Annotated in this window: 9 protein-coding genes; 5 read left to right on the top strand and 4 right to left on the bottom strand. The window is 71.5% G+C overall.

Annotated elements, in window-relative coordinates; all coding sequences use genetic code 11:
- Positions 1–26: 26 nt before the first annotated feature.
- The 4 genes from A4E84_RS09960 to A4E84_RS43360 form a co-directional block, all read right to left on the bottom strand.
- Positions 27–935 carry a carbohydrate kinase family protein gene (locus A4E84_RS09960; RefSeq protein WP_062926202.1) on the bottom strand — a complete coding sequence of 303 codons (909 nt, stop codon included), beginning with the start codon at positions 933–935 and terminating at the stop codon, positions 27–29.
- Positions 932–1,975, bottom strand: a complete 1,044-nt coding sequence (locus A4E84_RS09955) for a LacI family DNA-binding transcriptional regulator (RefSeq protein ID WP_062926201.1) — start codon at positions 1,973–1,975, stop codon at positions 932–934. The genes A4E84_RS09960 and A4E84_RS09955 overlap by 4 nt, the downstream gene beginning before the upstream one ends.
- A 122-nt stretch (positions 1,976–2,097) precedes the next feature.
- The gene (locus A4E84_RS09950; RefSeq protein ID WP_062926200.1) at positions 2,098–3,045 is read right to left on the bottom strand and encodes a hypothetical protein; all 948 of its coding nucleotides are present in this window, start codon (positions 3,043–3,045) and stop codon (positions 2,098–2,100) included.
- Positions 3,046–3,305: 260 nt separating this feature from the next.
- Positions 3,306–3,467: a hypothetical protein gene (locus A4E84_RS43360; RefSeq protein ID WP_167455403.1), complete on the bottom strand. Its 162-nt coding sequence runs from the start codon at positions 3,465–3,467 to the stop codon at positions 3,306–3,308.
- A 254-nt stretch (positions 3,468–3,721) separates the two neighbouring features.
- On the opposite strand from A4E84_RS43360, the gene uvrC reads away from it, so the two are divergent.
- From uvrC to A4E84_RS09925, 5 genes are all read left to right on the top strand, one after another.
- Positions 3,722–5,797 carry an excinuclease ABC subunit UvrC gene (uvrC, locus tag A4E84_RS09945; protein WP_062926199.1) on the top strand — a complete coding sequence of 692 codons (2,076 nt, stop codon included), beginning with the start codon at positions 3,722–3,724 and terminating at the stop codon, positions 5,795–5,797.
- Complete coding sequence (gene rapZ / locus A4E84_RS09940; RefSeq protein ID WP_062926198.1) at positions 5,794–6,753, top strand: RNase adapter RapZ; 960 nt, start codon at positions 5,794–5,796, stop codon at positions 6,751–6,753. Before uvrC ends, rapZ begins: the two co-directional genes overlap by 4 nt.
- Positions 6,750–7,826, top strand: a complete 1,077-nt coding sequence (locus A4E84_RS09935; RefSeq protein WP_062926197.1) for a gluconeogenesis factor YvcK family protein — start codon at positions 6,750–6,752, stop codon at positions 7,824–7,826. The genes rapZ and A4E84_RS09935 overlap by 4 nt, the downstream gene beginning before the upstream one ends.
- Entirely contained in the window at positions 7,817–8,806 is a 990-nt protein-coding gene (gene whiA, locus A4E84_RS09930; protein ID WP_062926196.1) for a DNA-binding protein WhiA, read from the top strand. Before A4E84_RS09935 ends, whiA begins: the two co-directional genes overlap by 10 nt.
- A gap of 151 nt (positions 8,807–8,957) precedes the next feature.
- Entirely contained in the window at positions 8,958–11,909 is a 2,952-nt protein-coding gene (locus A4E84_RS09925) for a M14 family metallopeptidase (protein ID WP_062926195.1), read from the top strand.
- The last annotated feature ends 181 nt before the right edge of the window (positions 11,910–12,090 follow it).

The following is a 12,090-nucleotide window of genomic DNA, read 5'->3' as shown; positions in this document are numbered from 1 at the left end:
CCAGTCGCCGGAAGGGCCGCCCGGCGTCAGCCCTTCAGCTCGTGCGCGTACGGCGGCTCCGCCCCGGCCCGCGAGCAGGTGATCGCCGCCGCGCGGGCCGCGAAGCCCAGCAGTTCGGTCCAGCCGTCGGGGCCCAGTCCGGCCAGCGCCCGGGCGCTGAGGGCGTCGCGTTCGGCGAGCCCGTGCAGCAGGGCCGCGTTGACCGTGTCGCCCGCGCCGATCGTGTCCACGACCTGCACGCGTTCGCCCGGCACCGCGTACTCGCCGCCGTCAGCGGTGTAGGCGGTCAGCCCCTCGCCGCCCCGGGTGATCACCACCGCCGCCGGACCGGCCGTCAGCCACTCCCCGGGCGTGCCGCCGAGCCACTCGGCGTCCTCCGCGGACAGCTTCAGCAGCGACACCGACGGCAGCCAGCTCTTGAACCGCGCCCGGTAGGCGTCCGCGTCGGGGATCAGTCCGGCCCTGATGTTCGGGTCCAGCGCCGTGAACACGCCCTGCGCGGCTGCCCGGCGCATCAGTTCCTCGTACGCGCTCGCCCCCGGCTCCAGCACCAGCGAGCAGGTGCCGAAGGACACCGCGCGGGTGCCGGAGGGCAGCGCGGCGGGCGCTTCGAACAGCCGGTCCGCCGTCCCGTCGACGTAGAAGGAGTACGCCGCCGAGCCGTCCGCTCCGACCGTGGCGACGGCGAGGGTCGTCGGCTCGGTGCCCCGCTGCACCGAGGACACGCCGACCCCGGTTGTGCGCAGCCGGTCCAGCAGTGCCTCTCCGAAGGCGTCGGACGACACCCGGGAGCAGAAGGCGGCGGGGGAGCCGAGGCGGCCCAGCGCCACGGCCGTGTTGAACGGGCCGCCGCCGAGCGCCGGCTGCAGGGCCGCCAGGGCACCCGTGCCCCGCGGTACCAGGTCGATCAGGGCTTCACCGGCGACGACGATCACGACGGGGTTCCTTCCTCGGACGGGCTGGGGCAGCCGCACGACGTGCGGTGGACGAAGGCGCAGGGCAGGCGCACGGTCCGGGCGGGCCGGTCCGGCTCGGCGAGACGCTCCAGGAGCACGTGGACGGCCCGGGCGCCGATGTCCCTGCCGGGCTGCGCGATCGCGGTGAGACGGGGCGAGAACAGATCCGCCCAGGCGAAGTCGTCGAAGCAGCACAGAGCGATGTCGTCCGGCACGGACAGGCCGCGCGCGCCCAGGGCACGCAGCACCCCGATGGTCATGGCGTTGTTGCCGGTGACCAGCGCGGTGGGCGGCACGCCCAGGGACAGCAGGGCCTCGGTGGCCTGCTCGGCACCGGCGGACTCCGAATCGCCGTACACCAGCAGCCGCCCGTCGTACGCCAGCCCCGCGAACGCGAGACCGCTGCGGTAGCCGGAGATCCGCTCGCTCGTGGTGCTGAGCCCCGGGCGCCCCGCCACCAGACCGATCCGGCGGTGACCGAGCCCGGCGAGATGGGTGACCAGCCGGGACGTCGGTTCGGCGTTGTCGGCGCACACCTGGTCGAAGCGCGGACCGCCGTCGGTCGTGGGCCCGTCCACCAGCCGGTCCAGGAACACGGCCGGTACGTCGTGCCGCCCCAGATAGGCGAGCAGCCCGCGCGGATCGGCCGAGGGCGCGACGATCAGGCCGTCCACCCGGCGCTCGTGCAGCAGCTGGACGACCTTGCGCTCGTGGTCCGGGTCGTCGTGCGGATCGGCGATCAGCAGGCTGTAGCCGGCCTCCAGCGCGGCGGCCTCGACGCCCTGGAGGATCTCCGTGAAGTACGGGTTGCTGATCGCCGAGACCGCCAGCCCGATGGACCGGGTGCGGGCCGTCACCAGGGAACGGGCCAGTGTGTTCGTGGTGTAGCCGAGCTCCTCCACGGCGTCCAGGACCGCCTGGCGGGTGTGCGGCAGCACCGGCCGGGTGCCGTTGAGCACGTGCGAGACCGTCGCCACGGAGACACCGGCGCTCCGCGCGACGTCGGCCATGGTCGCCATGAGTGTTCCCTCCTCCGCTTCCGGCGGGGAAGGTATCGCACAAACCGCCGGACGTAAACGTTTGCGCAATCGCTTACGTGCTACCGGGCGGCAAAGACAGAGGTCACTCCGGGCCCGTTCCGCTACTCCCAGTCCCAGCCGATCCCCAGGAACCCGGCCCGCACCCGGGGCTCGACCAGATGGACCGACCGGTGCCGGCCGCTCAGCGCCAGGTCCTGGCATCCGCTGCGGGGCGCCGCCGCCGAGTGCTGGGCGAAGCGGTGGCAGCGCACCGGCAGGGCCGCAGCGTCGAAGCACACCTGGAGGGCGTACTGGCCGCCGGGGGAGTCGAAGCCGCGCACGTACTCGTGTGACGCATCCGCCGTGCCGTCCTCGACGCCGTAGCGGAACAGGAAGGTGTCCCCGGCCCGCAGCCGGGTGTCGAAGAGCAGCTCGGCGGCGAGCACTCCCGTGTCGCGGTGCCAACGGACGCGTCCGGTACGGCAGTTCTCCAGCGCGTGCACCCGCATGCGCTCTGGCTCCGCTCCCCGGTCGCCGTGGTGGACGGCCACGAAGCGGTCGATGCCGTCCCGGTGGGCGCGCACGATGTGGTGCGACTCGCGCTCCGCCAGCTCGCGCCGCGCACCGATCCGGAGCCGTTCGTGGTGGCCGAGGGTGTGCAGACCCCCGTCCGGCGGGCAGTCCAGCTCGGCCAGCAGCTGGTCCAGCACACCGGAGGCCTCGACGAGGGAGCGGTAGGAGCGGGCGGCGGGCCGCAGCCCGGACGGGCCCTGTCCGGAGTCGGCGAGCAGCCGGATCAGGGACTCCTCGGGAAGCTCCAGGATCTCCTCCAGCGCGCGTACGGCCCGCAGCGACTCGGGGCGCTGCGGACGTCTGGCCCCCTGCTGCCAGTAACTCAGGCTCGTGACGCCGACCTTCACCCCGTGGCGGGACAGATGATGCTGCACGCGCTGCAGCGGCAGCCCGCGGGCTGCGATCGCGGCCCGCAGGGCGACGTGGAAGGGGCCGCCTCGCAGGGCCGAGTCCAGTTCCGCGGTGGCGACGTCCGCGTGCTGTGGGGCGTACGGCATGCAGGGACCTCTCTGAGAGTCGGCGACGGCTGGTCAGACCGTTCGCACGGGCCGCCCGGGTGCCGTCCCGCCGGCGCGGGGCAGGTCCTCACACGCGTACGCCGTCGTTCAGGGCCCCGAGTTCCCCCGCATTGAAGCGTGTTGACCTGGTCCCGACAACACCTGATGCCGGACAGTGACGTACGCACACCCGCCCATGCCGTCCGGACATGCGGACGCCCGGGGCGTGCGCCCCGGGCGTCCGCAGTCGAGGTGTGCTTCTAGGAGCGGTCGCTTCCGCCCTGTTCCCTCAGAGCCAGGCGCTTGGCGCGTGCGATGTCGGGATCGCGCGGGTCCAGGGCGTCGCGCAGCGCCAACGGCTCGTCCGTGTACCTGCGGGCACGGACCGCCCGCCGGGTTTTCTCGATCCGCATCTGCTTCATGTGCGCAGCCCTCCGACCCGTGGCCCGCCCGCTCCGCACCGGGAACGACGGTCCGCACCGACAACCTGTGCCTGCACCGGGACGGACTCCGCCCGCCGGACGTCGCCGTGTCCCGTGGGTGAGCCCCATTCCCGCTCCCGGGGGGGCGTAACCCCGGGGCGGGACATGCCGTTGGAAACTGCCCACCCGCCGAGGCCTTGATCGTGTCCGGTGGCCGCGCCGGACTGTCGGTGCTCGCCAGTAGGGTGTGAGACATGGCCGACCCCTCCAGCTACCGCCCCAAACCGGGTGAGATCCCCGACTCGCCGGGGGTCTACAGGTTCCGTGACGAGCACCGCCGGGTGATCTACGTCGGAAAGGCGAAAAGCCTGCGCCAGCGCCTGGCGAACTACTTCCAGGACCTGGCGGGCCTGCACCCGCGTACCCGCTCCATGGTCACCACGGCAGCCTCCGTGGAGTGGACGGTCGTGTCCACGGAGGTCGAGGCGCTCCAGCTGGAGTACTCGTGGATCAAGGAGTACGACCCGCGGTTCAATGTCAAGTACCGCGACGACAAGAGCTACCCGTACCTCGCGGTGACGATGAACGAGGAGTATCCGCGCGTTCAGGTGATGCGCGGTCACAAGAAGAAGGGCGTCCGCTACTTCGGGCCGTACGCGCACGCGTGGGCGATCCGTGACACGGTCGACCTGCTGCTGCGCGTCTTCCCCGTGCGCACCTGCTCGGCCGGCGTCTTCAAGAACGCCGCCCGCACCGGCCGCCCCTGTCTCCTCGGCTACATCGGCAAGTGCTCGGCGCCCTGCGTCGACCGGGTCTCCGCCGAGGAGCACCGCGAACTGGCCGACGAGTTCTGCGACTTCATGACCGGCCGGACGAACACGTACATCCGCCGCCTGGAGAAGCAGATGGCACAAGCGGCCGACGAGATGGAGTACGAGCGGGCGGCCCGGCTGCGCGACGACATCGGCGCCCTGAAGAAGGCCATGGAGAAGAACGCGGTCGTGCTCGCCGACGCGACCGACGCCGACCTGATCGCGGTCGCGGAGGACGAGCTGGAGGCGGCCGTCCAGATCTTCCACGTGCGCGGCGGGCGCGTCCGCGGCCAGCGCGGCTGGGTCACCGACAAGGTGGAGGAGATCACCACCGGGGCCCTCGTCGAGCACGCCCTGCAGCAGCTCTACGGGGAGGAGACGGGCGACGCCGTCCCCAAGGAGGTCCTGGTCCCGGCCCTGCCCGACCCCGTGGACCCCGTCCAGGAGTGGCTGGCCGGGCGGCGCGGCTCGGGCGTCTCCCTGCGCATCCCGCAGCGCGGCGACAAGAAGGCCCTCATGGAGACCGTGCAGCGCAACGCCCAGCAGGCGCTCGTGCTGCACAAGACCAAGCGCGCCTCCGACCTGACCACGCGCTCGCGCGCCCTGGAGGAGATCGCCGACGCGCTCGACCTGGACAGTGCCCCGCTCCGGATCGAGTGCTACGACATCTCCCACCTCCAGGGCGACGACGTGGTGGCCTCCATGGTCGTCTTCGAGGACGGGCTCGTCCGCAAGAGCGAGTACCGCCGCTTCCAGATCAAGGGCTTCGCCGGCCAGGACGACGTCCGCTCGATGCACGAGGTGATCACCCGCCGCTTCCGGCGCTATCTCGCCGAGAAGGAGAAGACGGGCGAGTGGACCGAGGGAGAGAACGCCGAGACCACTGAGATCGACAGAAACGGCGAGATCGTCGGGACCGGCCTCACCGAGGACGACGGCCGCCCCAAGAAGTTCGCCTACCCGCCTCAGCTCGTGGTCGTCGACGGCGGCGCCCCGCAGGTCGCGGCCGCCCGGCGCGCCATGGACGAGCTCGGCATCGACGACATCGCCGTGTGCGGCCTCGCCAAGCGCTTGGAGGAGGTCTGGCTGCCCGGCGACGACGACCCGGTGGTCCTGCCCCGCACCAGCGAAGGCCTGTACCTTCTCCAGCGCGTCCGTGACGAGGCCCACAGGTTCGCGATCAGCTACCAGCGCACCAAGCGGTCCAAGCGCTTCCGCTCCAGCCCCTTGGACGACGTCCCCGGCCTCGGGGACACCCGCAAGCAGGCACTTCTGAAGCACTTCGGTTCGTTGAAGAAACTGCGATCCGCCACCATCGACCAGATCTGCGAGGTCCCCGGCATAGGCCGCAAGACGGCCGAGACGATCGCGGTGGCCCTCGCCCGCTCGGCCCCGGCCGCACCCGCCGTCAACACGGCGACTGGAGAGATCATGGAGGAGGAACCCGGCACCATGGGTTCCAGTGGGGAACCCGTGACGACGGGAGCCCCGGACGAACGACGGGGGCAGGAGACATGAATGTGAACGAGCACGACAGCCGCACAGAGCACGCCGGAGACGGAGCACAGGTGAGTACGGGCACGCCCAACGAGAAGACCCCGGTCCCGGACGCGGCCATCCCCGAGCTGGTGATCATCTCCGGCATGTCCGGAGCCGGGCGTTCTACGGCGGCGAAGTGTCTGGAGGACCTCGGCTGGTTCGTCGTCGACAACCTGCCGCCCGCGTTGATCCCCACCATGGTGGAGCTCGGCGCCCGTTCCCAGGGCAACGTGGCGCGGATCGCCGTCGTCGTCGACGTCCGCGGCCGCCGCTTCTTCGACAACCTCCGCGAGTCCCTCGCCGACCTGGAGGCGAAGAACGTCACGCGGCGGATCGTCTTCCTGGAGTCCTCCGACGAGGCCCTGGTGCGCCGCTTCGAGTCGGTGCGCCGGCCGCACCCCCTGCAGGGCGACGGCCGCATCGTCGACGGCATCGCCGCCGAACGCGAGCTGCTGCGCGAGCTGCGCGGCGACGCCGACCTGGTGATCGACACCTCCAGCCTCAACGTGCACGAGCTGCGCGCCAAGATGGACGCCCAGTTCGCCGGCGAGGAGGAGCCGGAGCTGCGGGCCACGGTCATGTCGTTCGGCTACAAGTACGGCCTCCCCGTCGACGCCGACCTGGTCGTCGACTGCCGCTTCCTGCCGAACCCGCACTGGGTCCCGGAGCTGCGCCCGTACACCGGCCTCAACGACGAGGTCTCCGGGTACGTCTTCAACCAGCCCGGCGCCAAGGAGTTCCTCGACCGCTACACGGAGCTCCTCCAGCTCGTCGCCACCGGCTACCGCCGCGAGGGCAAGCGCTACGTGACCATCGCCGTGGGCTGCACGGGCGGAAAGCACCGCTCGGTCGCCATGTCGGAGAAGCTCGCCGCCCGGCTCGCCGCCGAGAGCGTGGAGACGGTGGTCGTACACCGGGACATGGGACGCGAATGACACCACGTACACCGCGGCTGAGCCGGCTGCGCCGGGTGGTGCCCGAGGGCAACGGCGGAAAGGGCGGCCGGCCCGCCGAGGCCCGGGGCGGCAAGCCGCGCCGCCGGGGGACCCAGCCCAAGGTCGTCGCCCTCGGCGGCGGCATGGGCCTGTCCGCCTCGCTCGCCGCGCTGCGCCGGATCACCGGCGACCTCACCGCCGTCGTCACCGTGGCCGACGACGGCGGCTCCAGCGGGCGCCTGCGCGACGAGCTCGGCGTGCTGCCGCCCGGTGACCTGCGCAAGGCGCTGGCCGCGCTGTGCGGTGACGACGACTGGGGCCAGACCTGGGCCCGGGTCATCCAGCACCGCTTCCAGTCGCAGGGCGACCTGCACGAACACGCGGTCGGCAATCTGCTGATCGTCGCCCTGTGGGAGCAGCTCGGCGACCACGTGCAGGCCCTCGACCTGGTCGGGCGGCTGCTGGGCGCCCAGGGCCGCGTGCTGCCGATGTCCGCCGTGCCGCTGGAGCTCCAGGCGCTGGTCAAGGGCCACGACCCGGCGCGCCCGGAGGAGGTCGACACGGTCCGCGGACAGGCGACCGTCGCCCTCACTCCGGGCGAGGTGCAGTCCGTGCACCTCGTGCCGAACGACCCGCCGGCGGTGCCCGAGGCGGTCGAGGCCGTGCTGGACGCCGACTGGGTGGTGCTCGGCCCCGGCTCCTGGTTCTCCTCGGTCATCCCGCACCTGCTCGTGCCCGAGCTGCTGGACGCGCTCAGCCAGACGAAGGCCCGCCGGGTACTCTCCCTGAACCTCGCGCCGCAGCCCGGAGAAACCGACGGCTTCTCCCCGCAGCGTCATTTGGAGGTTTTGGGACGACACGCCCCTAAACTCGCCCTGGACGTGGTGCTGGCCGACGAGGCCGCCGTGCCCGACCGCGACTTGCTGACCGATGCCGCGAAGCGGTTCGGGGCCGCGGTCGAGCTGGCGCCGGTGGCCAGACCCGACGGAACCCCGAGGCACGACCCGGAGCTGTTGGCCGCCGCGTACGACCGTATTTTTCGGATGCATGGAAGGATCGGCCCATGGCGATGACGGCAGCGGTGAAGGATGAGATCTCCCGGCTCCCCGTCACCCGGACCTGCTGCAGAAAGGCGGAGGTCTCCGCCATCCTGCGGTTCGCCGGCGGCCTCCACCTGGTGAGCGGTCGGATCGTGATCGAGGCGGAGCTGGACACGGCGATGGCGGCCCGCCGCCTCAAGCGGGACATCCTGGAGATCTTCGGCCACAGCTCCGAACTGATCGTGATGGCACCGGGCGGGCTGCGCCGCGGCTCGCGCTACGTCGTGCGGGTGGTGGCGGGCGGCGACCAGCTCGCGCGCCAGACCGGCCTGGTCGACGGGCGGGGCCGCCCGATCCGCGGCCTGCCGCCGCAGGTGGTCTCGGGGGCCACCTGCGACGCCGAGGCCGCCTGGCGTGGCGCGTTCCTGGCGCACGGCTCGCTCACCGAGCCCGGCCGCTCCTCCTCCCTGGAGGTCACCTGCCCGGGCCCCGAGGCGGCGCTCGCCCTGGTCGGCGCCGCCCGCCGGCTGTCGATCGCCGCGAAGGCCCGCGAGGTGCGCGGCGTGGACCGGGTCGTCGTCCGGGACGGTGACGCGATCGGCGCCCTGCTGACCCGCCTCGGCGCGCACGAGTCGGTGCTGGCCTGGGAGGAGCGCCGGATGCGCCGCGAGGTGCGTGCCACGGCGAACCGGCTCGCCAACTTCGACGACGCCAACCTGCGCCGGTCGGCCCGTGCGGCCGTCGCCGCGGGCGCCCGGGTGCAGCGCGCCCTGGAGATCCTCGCCGACGACGTGCCCGAGCACCTGGCTGCCGCAGGCCGGCTGCGCATGGAGCACAAGCAGGCCTCCCTGGAGGAGCTGGGCGCGCTCGCCGACCCGCCGCTGACCAAGGACGCGGTCGCCGGCCGGATCCGCCGCCTGCTGGCCATGGCCGACAAGAGGGCCTCCGACCTCGGCATCCCGGGCACGGAGGCCAACCTCAGCGAGGAGCTTGCCGACAACCTGGTGGGCTGATCCCACACAACGTCAGGAAGCCGGTGCCGGAGCCCACTTGGGTGACCGGCACCGGCTTTCGCGTGTCGCTGAGGCACCCTTGACTCGATCATGGTCTGTCATGAGCCTGGCATCTGTTCGCTGCTGTGGCGGACCCACGCTAGGGGGGTTCATGAGACGAAGAGCGAGATCGATCCTCGCTGTCGGCGCGCTCCTGATCGGCGGAGCGAGCTTCGCACCCATCGCCCAGGCACAACCGGTACCTCCGACCTCGTCCGACCCGGACGAGGTCAAGGTGTTCCGCGCCGAGGTCACCCAGAAGCAGGTACCCCTGCTGCTGGCCGCCGGCCAGGACGGCCACGAACTGAGCGAGCGGGTGCCCGAGAAGGGCACCGCGACCGTCGAGGCCTATCTGACGGACCAGCAGGCGAAGAAGCTGGAGAGGCAGGGCGTCGACCTCACCGAGCACAAGGTCTCCGCCCGGGCCGAGGCCCGCGTCGAGGACGCCGCCGAGGGCGTGTTCCGCCCGTACAGCGGCAAGGGCGGCCTGCGGGAGGAACTCCTGCGGACCGCGCAGGAGAACCCGGGCCTCACCAAGGTCGTCTCCATCGGCAAGACGATCAAGGGCCAGGACATCCTCGCGCTGAAGCTCACCAAGGGCGCGAAGAAGACGAAGGACGGCTCCAAGCCCTCCGTCCTCTACATGTCCAACCAGCACGCGCGCGAGTGGATCACGCCGGAGATGACCCGGCGCCTGATGCACCACTACCTGGACAACTACAAGAAGGACCGGCGCGTCAAGAAGATCGTCGACTCCACCGAACTGTGGTTCCTGCTCTCGGCCAACCCCGACGGCTACGACTACACCTTCGCCGACCCCGCCAACCGCCAGTGGCGCAAAAACCTGCGGGACGTCAACGGCGACGGCACCATCACCACCGGCGACGGGGTCGACCTCAACCGCAACTTCGCCTACAAGTGGGGCTACGACGACGAGGGCTCGTCCCCCAACCCCACCAGCCAGACCTACCGCGGCGCGGGTCCGAACTCCGAGCCGGAGACCAAGGCCCTGGACGCCTTCCAGAAGCGGATCGGTTTCACCTACGGCATCAACTACCACTCCGCCGCCGAGCTCATCCTCTACGGAGTCGGCTGGCAGGTGGCCACGCACACCCCGGACGACGTCGTCTACGAGGCGCTGGCCGGTACGCCCGACAACTCCGCGATCCCCGGCTACCACCCGCAGCTCTCCTCCGAGCTGTACACCACCAACGGCGAGGCCGACGGCCACGCGGCGAACGTCAACGGCCTGGCGATGTTCACCCCTGAGATGTCGACCTGCCAGACCGTCTCGGACCTCGACCCGAACGACCAGTGGAAGGCGTCCGACTGCCAGTCGGTCTTCACCTTCCCGGACGACGAGAAACTGATCCAGCAGGAGTACGCCAAGAACGTCCCGTTCGCGCTCTCCGTCGCGGAGTCCGCCGCGCGCCCCGACCGGCCGTCGTCGTCGGTCGGCCTGAACGCCGCCGACTTCACCCCGGCCGCGTTCGGCACGTCGTACTCCCGCGGCGCCGACCAGGAGGTCTCCGTCGTCGTACGGAAGTCCGTACGCGACAAGGAACTCAAGTACCGCGTGAACGGCGGCCGCACCGAGGACATGGCGCTCAAGCCCTGGAAGGGCGGCGAGACCTACGGCGGTGAGGACAACCTCTACTTCGACGAGTACCGGGCGAAGGTCAAGGACGGCGAGCCGGGCGACAAGGTCGAGGTGTGGTTCACCGGCGAGGCGAGGAACGGCAAGAAGCTCTCCAGCGAGCGCTTCACCTACACCGTCGCCGAACGGCCCCGGGCGAACACCCTCGTCGTCGCCGAGGAGGGCGCTGCCGCCACGCAGGCACAGACGTACGTGGACGCGCTCAAGGCGAGCGGCCGCAAGGCGGTCGTCTGGGACGTCGCCAAGCAGGGCGCGCCGGACGCGCTCGGTGTGCTGAGCCACTTCGACACCGTCGTCCACTACATGGGCGCGGACGTCCCGGGTGTCGCCACCCAGCTGCAGCTGCGGGCCTTCCTCAACGAGGGCGGCCGGCTGATCGAGGCCGGTGAGCAGGCCGGCGGCAACGTCGATCTCGGCGGCGCGCTGTCGAACGACTTCGGCCAGTACTACCTGGGCGCCTACACCCGCACCGCCACCCCCGGGGCCACCGGCTTCACCGGCTCCGGCGAGCTGGGCGGCGTCAGCAGCCCGCTGGGCGCGGCCCCCGGCAACCCGCTGGACAAGGCCGGCACCTACAGCGTCACCTCCGACGAACTGGGGACCGACGCGTTCCCGCAGTTCGCGAGCAAGGGCGCCGGGCAGTTCGCCGGCACGGTCAACCCGTACGGCCCGTACGCGGGCTCGTCGATGGCCGCCGCCGTCCACACCGACGACGCCTACAAGCGCCTCACCCGCACCGTGGACCTCACCGGCACCACTGCGGCCGAGAAGCCGACCCTGCGCACCCATCTCCTCTGGGACACCGAGTCCGGCTACGACCACGCCATCGTCGAGGCCCGCACCACGGGCGCCGACGACTGGACGACCCTCCCCGAGTCGGGCGGCGCCACCACAACGGCCGTTCCGGCGGAGTGCCAGGCCGGGTACTACGTCAACGAGCACCCCTGGCTGAAGCACTACCTCACCGTGGCGGACGACGGCTGCACCGCGACCGGCACCACCGGCACCTGGAACAGCCTCACCGGCACCTCCAACGGGTGGCAGCAGGTGAACTTCGACCTGAGCGCCTACGCCGGCAAGACGGTCGAGGTCTCGATCAGCTACGTCACCGACCCGGGCAGCGGCGGACACGGCGTCCTCGCCGACGACGCCTCGCTCGTCGTCGGCGGCACCGCGAAGGAGACCGAGGGCTTCGAGACCTCGCTCGGCGCCTGGAAGGTCACCGGACCGCCCCAGGGCAGCCCGGCCGTCCTCAAGGACTGGGCACGCACCGGCGCCCTGTTCCAGACGTACGGCGCGGTCACCACGGACGACACCGTGCTGCTCGGCTTCGGACTGGAGCACGTCACCGCGGCGGCCGACCGGACGGCACTGATGCGGAAGGCGCTCGCTTCCCTGGACGGGTGACATCCCTGGTCAACGGGGAACTCGTGCGGTAGCGAAATCGAGTGATTCCGCTCTCGGCCGTGGGCGGTCCGTACCCCTACTGGCGGGTACGGGCCGCCCTGCCGTGTATGGGGCATCTGGATGTCACCACCGCCGCTTCAGGGAGGTAGGGTCGTAGGCGGTCGGGGACATCCCAAACAGA

The organism is Streptomyces qaidamensis, assembly GCF_001611795.1.
Taxonomy (GTDB): Bacteria; Actinomycetota; Actinomycetes; order Streptomycetales; family Streptomycetaceae; genus Streptomyces; species Streptomyces qaidamensis.
Note: the sequence above shows the minus strand (reverse complement) of the source record. Positions and strands in the feature narration are given on the sequence as shown.

Bases quoted from the DNA above. Each gene is read 5' to 3' on its own strand.
- whiA (WP_062926196.1), top strand. From the start codon at position 7,817: ATGGCGATGACGGCAGCGGTGAAGGATGAGATCTCCCGGCTCCCCGTC.
- A4E84_RS09955 (WP_062926201.1), bottom strand. From the start codon at position 1,975: ATGGCGACCATGGCCGACGTCGCGCGGAGCGCCGGTGTCTCCGTGGCG.
- A4E84_RS09925 (WP_062926195.1), top strand. From the start codon at position 8,958: ATGAGACGAAGAGCGAGATCGATCCTCGCTGTCGGCGCGCTCCTGATC.
- A4E84_RS09950 (WP_062926200.1), bottom strand. From the start codon at position 3,045: ATGCCGTACGCCCCACAGCACGCGGACGTCGCCACCGCGGAACTGGAC.
- uvrC (WP_062926199.1), top strand. From the start codon at position 3,722: ATGGCCGACCCCTCCAGCTACCGCCCCAAACCGGGTGAGATCCCCGAC.
- rapZ (WP_062926198.1), top strand. From the start codon at position 5,794: ATGAATGTGAACGAGCACGACAGCCGCACAGAGCACGCCGGAGACGGA.
- A4E84_RS09935 (WP_062926197.1), top strand. From the start codon at position 6,750: ATGACACCACGTACACCGCGGCTGAGCCGGCTGCGCCGGGTGGTGCCC.
- A4E84_RS43360 (WP_167455403.1), bottom strand. From the start codon at position 3,467: ATGAAGCAGATGCGGATCGAGAAAACCCGGCGGGCGGTCCGTGCCCGC.